The sequence below is a fragment of the Pseudofrankia saprophytica genome (assembly GCF_000235425.2).
Lineage (GTDB): Bacteria > Actinomycetota > Actinomycetes > Frankiales > Frankiaceae > Pseudofrankia > Pseudofrankia saprophytica.
The window spans coordinates 4,250,180-4,264,886 of record NZ_KI912266.1 but is presented as its reverse complement, the minus strand read 5'-3'; the positions used below and the strand labels follow the sequence as shown (position 1 = coordinate 4,264,886).

The window sequence follows — 14,707 nt, the reverse complement described above, 5'->3', positions numbered from 1 at the left end:
CCTTCTGTAACCAGCGGGTCGTCGCTACAGTCCCGTGACGGGGATGTGTCCTGGTCGCGAACGCGAGGAGAGGCCGATGCGAGCTGCGGTACTGCGGGGCGGGACGGTCGAGGCACGCGTCATCGACGACCCGGTCCCGGCGCGCGGGCAGATCCTGGTCCGGTCCCTGGCGTGCGGGATCTGCGCGTCGGACGTCCACTACATGGATCATCTGGAGTCGGGGGTCGACGACGACAGCGGGATGTCGACCTACGACCCCGACGTCGACATCGTCATGGGCCACGAGTACTGCGCCGAGGTCATCGACTACGGCCCGGATACCGAGCGGCGGATCCCCGTCGGGGCACGGGTGAGCTCACTGCCGGTGCTCGCCACCACCACCGGCCGCAAGATCATCGGGCAGAATCCCGAGTCGCCTGGCGGGTTCGGCGAGTACTTCCTGCTGGACGAGGCGATCACCCGGGTCGCGGTATCGGACCTCCCGAGCGAGGTCGTCTGCGTCGCCGACGCGATCTCGGTGGGATGGTCGGCCGCGTCCCGCGCCGCGGTGACGGCGAAGGAGGTGCCGCTCATCATCGGCTGCGGGGCGATCGCCCTGGCGGCGATCGCGCAGTTGCGGCGGTTGGGCGTGGGCCCGATCGTCGCGGTCGACTTCGTGGCGTCGCGGCGGGCGACGGCGCTGGCGATGGGCGCCGACGTGGTCGTCGATCCCGCCGAGATCTCGCCGTTCCAGGCGTGGCGGGACGTGGCCCACGGGTCGGCCGAGGCGACGAGGGAGATGCTGGCGCTGGCCAGCCTGCCGGGCTGCGTCGTGTTCGAGTGCGTCGGCGTCCCCGGCGTCCTCGACTCGATCATCAAGGGCTGCGAGCGGGGCACCCGGATCTTCTCCGTCGGCGGCCCGCCGGAGGGCGACCACCTGCACACCCTGACCGCCAAGCGGAAGGGCCTGAACATCCAGTTCGGCGGCGGCCCGTCGATGCAGCACTGGGACGAGGCCTTCGAGGCCGTGTGCTCGGGCAGCCTGGACGTCTCGCCGATGCTCGGCCAGGCCGTCGGGCTCGACGGGGTCGCCGACGCGCTCGCCGCGTCGCGCGACGCCCACGGGCCGGTCCGCATCATCGTCGTCCCATGAGCGAGATCGATGATCTTCGTGCCATGGTCGAGAAACTGGCGGCCAGGGTCCACGCGCTCGAGGACCAGGTCGAGATCATGCAGCTGGTCGCCCAGTACGGGCCCGCCGTCGACAGCGGTTCGGCGCAGGCCACGGCGGCACTCTGGACCGAGGACGGCACCTTCGACGCCGTCCCCCAGCTGCGGATGCGGGGCCGGGGCGACATCGTCGACATGGTCAACGGCGGCCACCAGAGCCTGATCCGCAACGGCTGCGGCCACGTGCTGACGGTGCCGCACATCGTGGTCGACGGCGACGAGGCGACCGGCCGCAGCTACGCCCTCAACATCCGCTGGGACGCCGACGCCGACCGGTTCTGGGTCGCCCGCGTCTCCGCGAACACCTGGCGCTGGGTACGAACTACGGAGGGCTGGCGCATCAGCGAGCGGGTCAACGCCAACCTCGACGGCACCCCCGAACACCGCGAGATGCTGGCACCACCCGCACCACCGGCGCCACCGGGCCCACCTGGGCCACCGCAACCGCCAGCCTCGGCCACGCCCGCCGCCGGCGGCCGGACGTCGGCCTGAGTCGGGGCCGCCCGGTGCCGACAGCACGATGCCTGGAGGATCAATGAAGATCGGATTCGTCGGGCCAGGCCGCATGGGCCGGCCGATACTCGACCGGCTGAGGGCGGCGGGCCACGACGTCACCGTCCTGGTCCGCCGCCCGGAGGCCAGGGCGGCGGCCGAGGCCGACGGGCTGACCTGGGCCGCGACGGTGCCGGCGACGGTCCGCGACGCCGACGCGGTGTTCGTCGTCGTGCTGACCGACGAGCAGGTCCGGTCGGTGTGCCTCGGCCCGCAGGGCGCCCTCGCGGCGATGAAGCCAGGTGCGACGCTCGTCCAGCACACGACCTCCGACCCCGCGACCGCCCGGCTGCTCGCCGAGGCGGGATCCGGCCACGGGGTCGGGGTGCTCGACGCCGCGCTCTCGGGCGGGCCGCACGACATCGCCGCGGGCAGGCTCACGCTCTGGGTCGGCGGCGACGAGGCCCTGCTGGACCGGATGCGCCCGGTGCTCGCCACGTACGCGTCGCCCGTCATGTTCGTCGGGCAGCTCGGCAACGGCCAGCGGGTGAAGCTCGTGAACAACGCGCTGTTCGTGGCGCAGGTGGGGCTCGCGATCGACGCGGTGCGCCTCGCGGGCTCGCTCGGGATCGAGGAGCAGGCGATCCTGGCGGCCCTGCAGCACGGCAGCGGAGCCAGCCGCGGCCTCGGTGTCGTCGCCAGCGGTGGCTCGGCCGACGCGGTCCCCGGCCGGATCGGGGACCTGATGCTCAAGGACATCACCGTGGTGCGCGAGGTCGCCCGCAGCGCCGGCGCGGACCTCGGGATCATCGGAACGGTCCTGTCGTCGGACGCCGTCGAGAAGAAGGTGCTCCGGCAGCCAGGCGCACCCGGCGGCACTCCCTGACCACGGCCGCGAGGATCGAGGTCGTCCCCAGGCGCGCAGCGGTCGGATGCCTCGGGGCGTCGAGAGCCACCACAAGGAGGGCACCGTGAAGGTTGGCTTCATCGGGCTAGGCAGCATGGGCCTGCCGATGGCGCAGCGGATCCAGGCCGAGGGCCACGACCTGACGCTTTATGCCCGGCGGTCGGCGTCGCTGGAGCCGTTCGCGGGCACCGGCGCCACCATCGCGGCGACACCGGCCGAGATGGGCGCGGCGGTCGAGGCCGTCGGCATCTGCGTCTTCGACGCGGCGGGTGTGGAAGAGGTGCTGTTCGGCCCGGACGGCCTCGCGGAGACACTCGAACCCGGATCGGTGGTGCTCGTGCACAGCACGGTGGCACCCGCGCAGATCCGGAAGATCGCCGAGCAGGCGGCGAAACACCGCCTGCGCGTCCTCGACGCGCCGGTGAGCGGCGGCGCCCCACGGGCGCTGACCGGCGAGCTGACCATCATGGTCGGCGGCGACGCCACGGCGCTGGCCGACGTCGCCGGCCTGATGTCGACACTGTCCAACCACGTCGTGCATCTCGGCGGGATCGGGGCCGGATCGCACGCGAAACTCATCAACAACACGCTGTTCTCGGCGCAGATCGCCCTCGCGGACGACGCGATGAGGGCGGGGGAATCGCTCGGCGTCGATCCGGCCGGCCTCGCGGCGGTCCTGGCGACGAGCAGCTCGGCGTGCGTGGCCTCCGGAGTGCGGCTGCGCGCCGGCTCCATCGCGGGCCTCGCGGCCTCGCCAGCCAACCTGACGCTCACCAAGGACGTCACGCTGATGGCGGACGTCCTCGGCGACGCCCCCGGAAGGGAACTCGTCGAGGTGGCGCGACGCTTCGTCGCCGCGATCCGGTCCGCCTGACCGCGAATCCACCTGACCGCGAACGGACACCGACAACGGCCGGACATCGCCTGGCTATGAGGTCTGATGGACACGGAACGCTTGGGAATAGAGCACCAGACCGTCTTCGGGCTGCCGCCGGTGGAGTTCGTCAACCTCACCGCCGACCTCGGCTGCCGTTACATAGCCGCCGTGCTCTCCGGGAACCCAGTCAACCCGCACGGCTATGCGTCATTCTCGCTGCGTGACGACCCGGCGCTGCGACGGCGGACGGCGGCCGCGCTGCGCGACCGCGACGTGTCGATCTCCCTCGCCGAGGGGTTCGTCGTCCGTCCCGGCAGCGACATGCGCGGTTACGCCGCCGATCTCGACCTGATGGCCGAGCTCGGCGTCGCGATGGTCAACACCGTGACGATGGACCCGGACCTCCCGCGCAGCCTGGACGAGTTCGGGGTGCTCGCCGAGCTGGCGGGCGAGCGAGGGATGCAGACGACGGTCGAGTTCGCCCCGTCACTGACAATCAAGGATCTTCCTGGCGCGTTGGCCGCGGTACGCCACGTCGCGCGCCCGAACTTCCGCCTGCTGATCGACACCATGCACCTGGTGCGTTCCGGGCACACTGCGGCGGACCTCGCGGCCGTCGACCCCGTGTTGATCGCCTATGCGCAGCTTAGCGATCACACGGTGCGCCAGCGCGGCTCGGTGTACCGCGAGGACTCGATCGACCGGATGGTGCCAGGTGAGGGCGAGCTGCCGCTGCGGGAGATCCTCGCCGCGCTCCCGCCGGGCATCGTGATCGGCCTCGAGGTTCCCATGCTGTCCCGAGCCCTGGCGGGCGAGTCGACCGAGGAACGGGCCCGCCGGTGTGTCGAGGGGGCGCGTGGCCTCCTGGCCCTGGCGTCCGCCGACCGAACCGCCGACCGCGGACCAATGCAGACCCACTGGGGCCGCTGGCCCCGAGAGACGAGGAGACACGATGGCTGACGCCGCGACGAACGACAGGTACGGGCCCTGGGGCATCGTGGCCGGCGGGTCCGACGGGATCGGGGCCGCGTTCGCCCACGAGATGGCCGCCAGAGGCCTGAACGTCGTGCTGGTCGCGCGGCGGGTCTCCGTGCTGGAGGCGTTCGCCGTCGAGGTCCGCGGGAAGCACGGTGTCGAGGTCCGCACCGTCGCGCTCGATCTCAGCGCCCCGGACGCCCTGGCGCGGCTCGCGACCGCGACGTCCGACGTCGAGGTGGGGCTGTTCGTCTACAACGCCGGCGGCGACGACTTCAGCATGCCCTTCCTCGACAAGGACCTCGACACCCACCTGAAGCTGATCCACCGCAACTGCGACAGCGTGCTCGAGGCCGCCTACCGCTTCGGCGGGCCGATGGTCGCGCGCGGGCGGGGAGGCGTCGTGCTCGTCACCTCGGGCGCGGCCTGGGCCGGCGGCGCCACGCTCGCCACCTACGGAGCCACCAAGGCGTTCGACCTCATCCTGGCCGAGGCGCTGTGGGCGGAATGGCGCTCTGGCGGGGTCGACGTCCTGAGCCTCGTGCTCGGCAAGACCGACACACCGTCGATGCGCCGGGTGTTCGACGCCAAGGGCGAGCCATACGGCGAGCTCGCCGACCCCGCGGACGTGGCCCGCCAGGCACTCGACCACCTCCCGGACGGGCCTACCTGGATCTTCGGCGCCCCCGAGCCGACCGGCGGCTCACCGTTCGGCGCGCTGCCTCGCCGCGACGCCGTGCTCGCGATGAGCCGCGGCGCCGCCACCGCCCACGCGGACGAGACGCACGCTTCGCCGGCGGCCGAAGACCGGCGTGGATGATCCGTACCGAGGCGAAGGTCGAGCAGGCGGCCCTCGGCACCCGAGGACGTCGCCTGGCCGCGGGCGCCGCCAGGCCGCGGTGGTGCCGCCGTCCCCCAGGTGGACCGTGCCGGTGAGGTAGTCGTGGTCCATCACGTGGCCGGATCGCTCAATGCGACCACTGTCGAACGCGGGCCACGGCGTAGACAGTGGTCGTCCGCGGGACGCTTCGTGTTCCTCCACCGCCGGCGAATGGGCCGGGGTCTCGCCGTCGCCCACAAACACCAGCTGGTTCGCGGCCCCGGGCCGCGTCGGGCCGGCAGGTGTTACCCCGCGGCTGGCGGCTCCCGCCGGCCGCGAATGGGCGGTCAAGCGCCCTGAAGGCGCGGGGGCTGGGATTCAGCGGACGTGTTCCGGCCAGCCTTCCCCGGTGCGCCATCATCGAAAGTTCGCACTCGGAACATTGACGGGCGCGTTCATGGAGGCGGCATCACCCGCTCAGCCCGGGGCCCATGTTCCGGTGATGGCACGACTGTCCCGGTGATGACACAACCACCGGTCGCCCGTCGCCGGCATCGACGCGTTGGGGCGAGTGGCCATCGTGGCAAAAGGTCCTCCCTGCGTCAAGCCAAAGGCAGTCACTGCTACATTGCGCTACCCGGATCCACCGCAAGCAGGGGCACAGCCGAGATCAAACGCCACCGGCCGCAACATCTCCATTCGCCCGGGTAACCCTACACTTACGTCAGGGTCAACCGGCGTTATGGGGCCGAACGCCTAAGGCAACCGTACATAGGTCAATGGCCCGACACCGACGCGGTTGGCCGGAGGCAAAGCCTTTCGTGTTAAATCCGGGGGGGACCTGAGCACGCGGTCACGGCTCTCATACCGAAGCCCGCCCGGGAGGCGTCATGGCAACACCGATGGTCCCTGGGTCCACGGACCGGGCTGACGTGTGGAAAGGCCAGGCCACCCCGGCTACGCCGGTGCCGCCACTGCATCCCGACGACCGGTTCGGCAACGTCATGGACCGGGTCCGCGCCGTCGCCGCGGCGTGCCCCGACCTGGTCGCCGTTCGCGACGAACACCGTGCCGTCACCTACACCCAGCTCGTCGCCTGGGCGGACGTCGTGGCGGACCGCGTCCTGCGGGAGCCCGCCGCGGCCGACCCCGACGCGCCGGTCGCTGTGCTCCTTCCCCACGACGCGAGCGGGATCGCCGCCGTCCTGGGTGTCATCGCGAGCGGCCGGCCCTGCGTGCCCCTCGACAGGATGCATCCCGCCGACCGCCTCGCCCAGATCGTGGGACTGGCTGGGGCCTCGGTGTGCGTCACCGGGCCGCCTGGCTCCGCCGAGGCGGGCACTGCCGCCGCGCTGACGGGGATCATGACCACCGTCGAGGTCGATGACAGTCCCGCCGCCGGTTGGTCCCCGGCGCTCGCCGACCGGGTGGCCTCGAGGGCGCCGCACCGGGCCGACACCGATCCGGCGGTGCTCATCTTCACCTCCGGGTCGACCGGAGTGCCGAAGGGTGTCCTGTGGCACCACCGCGCCCTGCTGGGTCAGCACTACGCCATTCAGGTGAAGGGCGTGATGCGGCCGGGTCCGGGCGACCGTCTGCCGCTCCTCCTGCCCTACTCCTTCATCTCGGGCATGAACCGCACGATCGGCCCGCTCGTCTTCGGCGCCACCATCGAGATGTACGACCCCCGGGTCCGCGGCGTCCGCGACCTGGCCGACTGGCTGCGCGCGATCCGGCCGGCCGGCCTCGTCGCCACCCCGGTACTGATCCGGACCGTGTTCGGCTGCCTCGATCCGGACGAGGTGCTCGACAGCATGCGGTTCGTCATGTCGGTCGGCGAGCCGATCTACGCCCGCGACATCGAACTGGCCCGCCACCACGTACCGACGACCGCGGCGTTCCTGGTCTCCTACGGCGCCTCGGAGCTCGGCACGACGACCTGCGACCCGATCTGGCCGGACGAGGTCCTCCCGGACGGCGTGATGCCGGCGGGGCGGCCGGTGGTCGACGTCCGCGTGCGGGTGGTCTCGCCGGACGGGGCCGAGATGCCGACGGGCGAGACGGGCGAGATCGTCGTGACAGGTCACTTCATCACGGGCAGCTACTGGCGTGCGCCTGAAGCGATCGCGTCGCGCTTCGGTGTCGGGCCGGACGGCACGCCGACCTACCGCACCGGGGACCTCGGACGCGTCGACGCCGGCGGTCAGCTCACCGTCGTCGGTCGCAACGACGCGGCTGTGAAGATCCGCGGTTACCTCGTCGAGCCGATCGAGATCGAGTCCGCCCTGCTGGCCAGCACGGACGTGCTCGAGGCCGTCGTCGTGGCCGACGCGGCCCAGGAGCGGACCCGCCTGGTCGCCTACGTCGTCCCGGCCGCGGGCGCCCGGGTCTCACCGGCGTCGATCAGGCGCCTGCTACGGGCCAAGCTGCCCTCCTACATGGTGCCGGCCACCGTCATGCTGGTCGCGGCGCTGCCGAGGACCGGTCGCGGCAAGGTCGACCGACTCAGCCTGCCCCCGGCCCCCGCCGGTCCGCGTCCGGGCCAGGACCCGCCCCGCGACCAGTGGGAGGAGGCCGTCGCCGGCGTGTGGGCCGTCGCCCTGCACCTCGACGACGTAGGCGTCCACGACGACTTCGTCGAGCTCGGCGGCGACTCCCTCATCGCCGAGGAGCTCCTGGCCAGGGTCACCGACGAGCTCGGGGTCCGGCTCCCCACCTCCACTGTCGCCGACGCCCCCACCGTCGCCGAATTCACCGCCCGGCTGCGCAACGTCGACACCGACACCCTGCGGCACCCCAGCGTCGTCCCGCTGCGCACCAGCGGCAGCGGCCGGCCGCTGTTCTGCTTCTGCGGCGCCGGTGGCCTCGCCGTCGGCATGCTCGGCTTCGCCCGCCACTTCGACGGCGACCGCCCCGTCTACGGAGTCCAGGCCCACGGCCTCGAGTACCGCGGCCTGCCTGACTGGTCGATCCAGGCGGCCGCCCGCCGCCACGCCCGCACCCTGCGCCTGCTACAGCCCACCGGCCCGTTCACCCTCGCGGGACACTCGTTCGGCGGGCTCGTCGCCTTCGAGACCGCGCGTCTGCTTACCGAGGCCGGCCAGGACGTCGACCTGCTCATCCTCATCGACAGCTTCCTGCCCGACACATCGGCCGGCGTCTTCGCGGGCGCAGTGCAGCCCTCGCGGCTTCCCGGCGGCCCGAGCACGGGCTCGCACCCCGCCCTGGCATCGGCATCGGACCAGGTCGAGGGTGCGGCCGCGGGCGGCCCGTCGCGCGCCGCGACGAGGGCCCGGGTCCTGCTCGACCGGGCCAGGCAGGCCGCCCAGCTCCCCCTGGCCGGCGTCGTCCAGTTCAAGGGCATGAACCAGTACGACGTCTTCTACAACCAGTCGCGGGTGCTGACCAGGTTGTACCGGCCCAGCCCCTGGAACGGGCGGGCTCTCGTCTACACGGCGGCCGCCTCGCCGCGGCGACGCACGGAGGCCTGGCGTCCGCTGCTGGCCAGCGACGCGACGTTCCGCACCGTCGGCGGCGACCACGACACCGTGCTGCGCGAACCCGTCGTGAGCGAGATCGCGGCCGACATCCGCGCGGTCCTCGCCAGCCTCGACAGCCTGGCCGGTTCCCCCGGGGCCTGAGCGGCCGCCTGCGGGGTGCCGCTCGAGTGACGACAATCCTGGCGACGGGGAGCACGCCATCCGTGACCAGCTGACCGCGAAAGGCCCGTGCTCGTGAGGATGCAGGACGCCATCAACGTCGAGGACTTCCGCGGGCTGGCGCGCCGCAGGCTTCCCCGGGCGGTGTTCGACGCCCTGGAGGGCGGAGCAGGCGACGAGGTGTCGCTGCGGCGCAATCGCGCCGCGTTCGACCGCATCGAGTTCCGCCCGCGGCCGCTCGCCGACGTCGCCAAGCGGGACCTGTCCACGACCGTGTTCGGCGAGCGACTGTCCATGCCGATCATGCTGGCGCCGACGGGCGCGAGCCGCCTCGCGCGGTCGGCCGCGGAGATCGCCGTCGCGCGGGCCGCGGCGCGGGCGGACGTCGTCTACATGCAGAGCACCGTCGCGGCCTTCCCCCTCGAGGACGTCGCCGCGAGCTCGACCGGTTCGCTCTGGTACCAGCTCTACCTGCCCCCCGACCGCGCCGAGCTCGGGGACCTCGTCCGGCGGATCGCGGCCGCGGGATACCGAGCCCTGGCCATCACCATCGACACGTCGATCCTGGGCAACCGCGAGCGGGACACACGCAACAGGCTCATGAGCCGGCCGCCGCGCCCCGGGATCGTGCTTCAGGGGGCCAGCAAGCCCGCCTGGACGGCCGACTTCCTGCGAGGCAAAGCCGACTACCTGCGCGGCAGGCTCGGTGCCGCCCGTTCCGACGGGCCGTCCCAGCTGAGCCTCGACCAGACCCGGAAGACGATCACGGCGGCGTCGGACTGCGTCACCTGGGAGGACGTCGAGCGGGTCCGGTCGCTGTGGAAGGGACCGCTCATCATCAAGGGCCTGATGCGCGGAGACGAGTGTGACCGGTTCGTCGAGCTGGGCGTGGACGGTGTCGTGGTCTCGAACCACGGCGGACGGCAGCTGGACGGCGTCCCCGCGACGATCGACATCCTGCCGGAGGTGGTCGACGCGGCGGCCGGCCGGCTCACGGTGTTCCTCGACGGAGGTGTCCGGCGCGGCAACGACGCGGCCAAGGCGCTGGCCCTGGGTGCCGCGGGCGTGTTCGTGGGCCGGCCGTACCTCTACGGCCTCGCCGCGGGCGGCGAGGCCGGCGTCGTGCGGATGATCGAGCTGCTGCGCGAGGAGCTTGACCGGGCAATGGCGCTGCTCGGCGCCGCGACCGTGGCGGACCTCGACCGCACCCTCGTCTCGGGCGCCCGCGTCCCCTTCCCGGTTGTCAGTTCGGCGGGCTGGTCGCCGTTGCCTTGAAGAAGGTGTAGTTGAAGGTGCCGTCGGGCTCGGTGGTGCGGTGCAGGGCACGTATGCCGGCCGCCCAGGTGGGGGCGTCGAGCAGTGCCTCGCCGACGGCCCGCTCGCCGACGCCCTCGACCATGGCGGTGAAGGTGCGCCGCGTGAAGCCGTCGACCAGGTGCGGGCGGCTGGCGTCGGCATAGACGACCCGCGGTGAGACCGCGACGTCGAGAAATCCAGCCTGGACCAGGAGCGGGTAGAGGCGCCGCCCGATCAGCCCGTCACCGCCGGCGCGCGCCTGCAGGTCGACCAGGCAGTCGATCGCCCGGCGCGCCGCCTCGCTGTCGGGGTGGAAGTAGGCCGAACCGTGGTCGCCCTCGATCACCGTGATCGAGCCGCCGGGGCGCAGCAGCCCGCACAGCGCCGCGAGCGCCCCGACCGGGTCCGCCAGGTGCTCCAGCACGAAGCAGACGAAGACGTGGTCGAACGACGCCCGCGGGAACGGCGCGTCGAACAGGTCGGCGCGCAGGAACCGCACGTTGGTCAGGCCCGCCCGGGTCACCCGTTCGCGGGCGACGGCGACCGACGTCGCCGAGATGTCGACGGACGTGAGGACGGCGTCCGGGCTGTTCGCCGCGAGGATGACCGTCTGCGCCCCGACCCCGCACCCGGCCTCCAGAACTCGACTTCCCGGCGGGTAGCGCGTGTCCGCGTGCAGCAGGTCGGTCAACGTCGCGGCCTGGTCGCCCAGCCGCGCGTGTTCCTGGTCCGAGTAGCCGTGGACGTACTCCATGGCCCGCACGATACGGCGCATCCGACGCCGGCCCCGAGCGTCTGACGGCCGGCCGACTCCCATCCGTCGCGCGGACCCAGGCGCCGTCTCGCCGCCGAGGCGCCGGGGCCGCGAGATTCCCGGTCAGACCAGTAGCGGGTGCCGATTCATCTAGATATCTTTTGCTCCGATGGCGGCGGCGGGGGCAAGCCGGCGGGGCAGCGGCGGAGGTGCGACGGGTATGACCGACAGTGATTGGTCCTTATCGGCGGTGCTCGACATCGTCACCGACGCCGCGCCCGGCCGGGAGATGCTGGTCTGGAACGACGTCCGGCGCACCTACGCCGAGGTGCGCGACCGCACCCGCCGGCTGGCCGCGTTCTTCCGGAAGCAGGGCCTCGACGCGCGGCGCGAGCGGTTCGAGCTGGGACGGTGGGAGTGCGGCCAGAGCCCCGTCGCGATCCTGCTGTCCAACTGCCCCGAGTACCTCGAGGCGATGATCGGGGCGTACCGGGCGCGGGCGGTGCCGTTCAACGTCAACCACCACTACAACGCCCGCGAGGTCGCCACGCTGCTCGACCAGGTCGGCGCCGAGGCGGTCGTCTACCACCGCCGGCTCGCGCCGCTGCTCGCCGCCGCCTCCGGTGCCGGTGCCGGTGCCGAGGGCATGGACGGCGCCGGTGCGGCGGCCGGCCGCCTGCTGGTCGACGTCGACGACGGCTCGGGAGTCGCGCCGCTGCCCGGTTCCATCCCCTTCGAGGCGGCCATCGCGGCCGCGGCCGACGCCGACCTCGACCAGCTGCCGATACCCTCACCCGACGATCTCTACCTGGTCTGCACCGGCGGCACCACCGGCCGGCCCAAGGGCGTGCTGTGGCGGCAGGCCGACGTCTACGTCGCCGCGATGGGCGGTTTCGAGGGCGCGACCGCCACCCGGATCTCGGCCATCGCCGCGTCCGGCCGAGGCGGCGTCTGGTTCGCGGCGCCACCGCTCATGCACGGCGCCGCGCAGTGGACCGCGTTCGCCGCGCTCGTCCTCGGCGCGACGCTGGTCCTGCACGACGACAGCGCGCCGTTCGACGCCCGAGCGATCCTCACCGTAGCCGAGCGCGAACGGGTCAGCCTGATGTCGATCGTCGGTGACGCCTACGCCCGCCCGCTGGTCGACGAGCTGCGCGCCCGGCCGTACGACCTGTCGGCGTTCGCGCGCCTGGCGACCGGCGGCGCGACGACCAGCGCCGCGCTCAAGCACACCTTGCTCGACCTGGTCCCGCACCTCACCGTGGTCGACGGCTACGGAGCGTCCGAGACCGGCGGGATGGCCTTCGGCAGTTCGACCAAGGACACCGAGACCCGCAAGTTCACCCTGTCGGCCGGCGGCGCGGTCCTGTCCTCGGACAGGACGCGGTTCCTCACGCCCGACGAGCCGGAGGTCGGGTGGACGGCGCGGGTCGGCCGGGTGCCGCTGGGCTACCTGGGCGACCCGGCCAGGACCGAGGAGACCTTTCCCGTCATCGACGGCGTCCGCGTCACCGTCCCCGGCGATCGGGCGCACTACGAGCCGGACGGCTCGGGCCGGATCGTCATGCTCGGCCGAGACGCGATGGTCGTCAACACCGGCGGCGAGAAGGTGTTCGTCGAGGAGGTCGAGGAGGCATTGCGCCTCCATCCCGGCATCCTCGACGCCCTGGTCGTCGGCCGGCCAAGCGTTCGGTTCGGCGAGGAGGTCGTCGCGCTCGTCCAGCCCCGCCCCGGCGTCGCGCTGTCCCCCAGCGAGGTCCGCGAGTACGCCGCCCGCTCCGTGGCCCGGTTCAAGGCCCCGCGCGCCGTCCTGCTGTGCGACCACATCGGCCGGCACCCGACCGGCAAGGCCGACTACACCTGGGCCCGCGAGGCCGCCCTCGGCGCCGAGCCGGCGACCTGACCCTCCCGTTCCACGCCCCCGCCGTTCTGGAACGGGGCAGGAAGGATGGGACGATGGCTCCTAGCCGACGAGGGCGTTCAACGCCCAGAAGACGGGCATGCCGGCGAGGATCGCGGCGTAGGGACGGCCGGTGCGATGGGCCGCCAGCGCCGCGGCGGCGACGGCCGCGAGCGGCGGGAGCAGCCCCGCGAGGTTCGCCTCGACCTGCCCGGCGAGGCTGGTGGCGGCGAGCGCCGCGAACGCGACCGGGACGACGAACGGTTTGGAACGCTCCAGCACCGCCGGGGTCCCGACCCGGCCGAGCAGGACCACCATGCTGATCCGCAGCAGGTAGCTGCCCACTCCGGCCGCCACGACGACGAGCCAGACGGTCATCGCCCCTCCTCCGTCCAGGCGCCGGCCGGCGCGAGCGCCGGCGCGGGCCGCGAGTCGGGAACGGACCCGGGATCGGGAACGGACCCGGGATCGGGAACGGACCCGGGAAGCGAGTCGGGAGCAGACGCGGGAACCGGGTCGGGCACGGACGCGGGAGCCCGGTCGGTGTCGCCGGACGCGCGCAGGCCGACCGCGACACCGACGAGGATCGCGAGCACGATGCCGGTCTGCGCCGGAGCCGGGCGGGCGGCGAGCGCGACGGTCGCCGCCGCCAGCGCCGCCCAGGCCGCGGCCCGCGCGGACAGCCGCGGCACCAGGTCGCCGATCAGGAACAGCGGGACGACGAACTCCAGGTGCAGCCCGGCCGGTACCCGCGTGCCGACGAGCTGGCCCAAGGCGATCGTCACGAGCCAGCCGGCCCACAGGACCAGCCCGCCGCTCAGGTAGTAGACGTGGGCCGCCCGCAGGTCGTCGGGCGACGACCGGCGGTAGCGGTCGAGCCCGACCGCGAGCGACGGCTCGACGATCAGGTAGGCGGCCAGCGCTCGCCACCAGCGGGGCGAGGCGCGCCAGTACGGGGCCAGTGCCGCCGAGTAGAGGACCAGCCGCGCGTTGATCGCGAGCACGGTCACGACGACGACCACGCCGGCAGCGCCGGCGCCGAGCAGTGCCAGCGCGGCTACCTGGGCGCTGCCGGCGAAGATGAGCGGGCCGGTCAGCCAGGCCGCCAGCGGCGGGATGCCGGCGCGGGCCGCGCTGACACCGATGACAAATCCGAACGGTCCGATGCCGGCCAGCCACGGCAGCATCGCGCGTGCACCAGCTCGGGCCTCGGCACGGGCCTCGGGGCCATGCCAGGCGCTGTTCACGTTCTCCCCTTCTTCTGAGCGTCGTCTTCTCCCGAGCGTCGTTCCCTCGGGGTGTCGTTCTCTCCGGTCCCGGCCTGTCGGCCTGGCCGTTCGGGTTCTCGTCCGGTCCGGTCAGGCGGACAGGCCGAGGACGGCGGCACGCAGGGTGAGGGCGTCCTCGCAGGGGGCGACGCCGAGCTCGCGGCGCAGCACCGCGGCCAGCCGGTCGAACTGGCGCAGCACTTCGACCCGCTCGCCGCGGGCCGCGTGCCGGCGCATGATCGCCAGGTGGGCGCGCTCGTCGGCCGGGTCCTCGAGCAGCAGCCGCTCCCAGCGCCCGGCCGCCCGCAGCATGCGCAGGTAGAGCTGCCGCAGCTGCTCGCGCTCCGGCTCGGTCCATGGCTCGTAGACGTCCTCGGGCAGCAGCGGCCCACCGTAGGTGTCGGCGGCACGCGCGGCGAGCGCCTTGTCGACCCAGCGGTCCAGGCTCACGACCCGGCCGGAGAGGCTGCCCGCCCACCCCGCGCCCCCACCGTCGCCGGACGCCGCGACGCCGGGCCCGCCCGCGCCGGGACCGGGGCCGGCGAGCCCG

At 73.1% G+C, this 14,707-nt stretch carries 13 protein-coding genes; 9 read left to right on the top strand and 4 right to left on the bottom strand.

The features are described from left to right. The first annotated feature begins 76 nt into the window (after positions 1-76). The 8 genes from FRCN3DRAFT_RS0217710 (at position 77) to FRCN3DRAFT_RS0217675 (ending at position 10,214) form a co-directional block, all read left to right on the top strand. Complete coding sequence (locus tag FRCN3DRAFT_RS0217710) at positions 77-1,132, top strand: zinc-binding dehydrogenase (RefSeq protein WP_007517963.1); 1,056 nt, start codon at positions 77-79, stop codon at positions 1,130-1,132. Continuing rightward, complete coding sequence (locus FRCN3DRAFT_RS0217705; RefSeq protein ID WP_007517965.1) at positions 1,129-1,701, top strand: nuclear transport factor 2 family protein; 573 nt, start codon at positions 1,129-1,131, stop codon at positions 1,699-1,701. The genes FRCN3DRAFT_RS0217710 and FRCN3DRAFT_RS0217705 overlap by 4 nt, the downstream gene beginning before the upstream one ends. A gap of 43 nt (positions 1,702-1,744) precedes the next feature. Continuing rightward, complete coding sequence (locus tag FRCN3DRAFT_RS0217700; RefSeq protein WP_007517967.1) at positions 1,745-2,587, top strand: NAD(P)-dependent oxidoreductase; 843 nt, start codon at positions 1,745-1,747, stop codon at positions 2,585-2,587. Between the two features lie 85 nt (positions 2,588-2,672). Continuing rightward, positions 2,673-3,482 (top strand): NAD(P)-dependent oxidoreductase, encoded by an 810-nt coding sequence (locus tag FRCN3DRAFT_RS0217695; protein WP_007517969.1) that lies wholly within the window; start codon positions 2,673-2,675, stop codon positions 3,480-3,482. 66 nt (positions 3,483-3,548) lie between these two features. Further along, positions 3,549-4,445, top strand: coding sequence for a sugar phosphate isomerase/epimerase family protein (locus tag FRCN3DRAFT_RS0217690; RefSeq protein ID WP_007517971.1), 897 nt, complete (start codon positions 3,549-3,551; stop codon positions 4,443-4,445). Beyond that, the gene (locus FRCN3DRAFT_RS0217685; RefSeq protein ID WP_007517972.1) at positions 4,438-5,280 is read left to right on the top strand and encodes an SDR family NAD(P)-dependent oxidoreductase; all 843 of its coding nucleotides are present in this window, start codon (positions 4,438-4,440) and stop codon (positions 5,278-5,280) included. The genes FRCN3DRAFT_RS0217690 and FRCN3DRAFT_RS0217685 overlap by 8 nt, the downstream gene beginning before the upstream one ends. An 890-nt stretch (positions 5,281-6,170) precedes the next feature. Further along, a complete protein-coding gene (locus tag FRCN3DRAFT_RS0217680) occupies positions 6,171-8,921 on the top strand; it encodes an AMP-binding protein (protein ID WP_007517974.1) in 2,751 nt (916 codons plus the stop codon). Positions 8,922-9,020: 99 nt separating this feature from the next. Then, a complete protein-coding gene (locus FRCN3DRAFT_RS0217675; protein ID WP_232794297.1) occupies positions 9,021-10,214 on the top strand; it encodes an alpha-hydroxy acid oxidase in 1,194 nt (397 codons plus the stop codon). Here FRCN3DRAFT_RS0217675 and FRCN3DRAFT_RS0217670 read toward each other — a convergent pair. Further along, positions 10,183-10,989, bottom strand: a complete 807-nt coding sequence (locus tag FRCN3DRAFT_RS0217670; RefSeq protein ID WP_035928355.1) for a methyltransferase domain-containing protein — start codon at positions 10,987-10,989, stop codon at positions 10,183-10,185. The two genes, FRCN3DRAFT_RS0217675 and FRCN3DRAFT_RS0217670, sit on opposite strands and share 32 nt — an antisense overlap. Positions 10,990-11,209: 220 nt before the next feature. On the opposite strand from FRCN3DRAFT_RS0217670, the gene FRCN3DRAFT_RS0217665 reads away from it, so the two are divergent. Further along, the gene (locus FRCN3DRAFT_RS0217665) at positions 11,210-12,892 is read left to right on the top strand and encodes an AMP-binding protein (RefSeq protein WP_007517979.1); all 1,683 of its coding nucleotides are present in this window, start codon (positions 11,210-11,212) and stop codon (positions 12,890-12,892) included. A gap of 60 nt (positions 12,893-12,952) precedes the next feature. On the opposite strand, the gene FRCN3DRAFT_RS0217660 is transcribed toward FRCN3DRAFT_RS0217665, so the two are convergent. The 3 genes from FRCN3DRAFT_RS0217660 to FRCN3DRAFT_RS0217650 all read right to left on the bottom strand — a co-directional run. Further along, entirely contained in the window at positions 12,953-13,267 is a 315-nt protein-coding gene (locus FRCN3DRAFT_RS0217660; protein ID WP_007517981.1) for an AzlD domain-containing protein, read from the bottom strand. After that, a complete protein-coding gene (locus FRCN3DRAFT_RS44985) occupies positions 13,264-14,136 on the bottom strand; it encodes an AzlC family ABC transporter permease (RefSeq protein ID WP_007517982.1) in 873 nt (290 codons plus the stop codon). Before FRCN3DRAFT_RS44985 ends, FRCN3DRAFT_RS0217660 begins: the two co-directional genes overlap by 4 nt. A gap of 111 nt (positions 14,137-14,247) precedes the next feature. Then, a partial coding sequence (locus FRCN3DRAFT_RS0217650; RefSeq protein WP_007517984.1) for an AfsR/SARP family transcriptional regulator occupies positions 14,248-14,707 on the bottom strand: 460 nt, incomplete at its 5' end.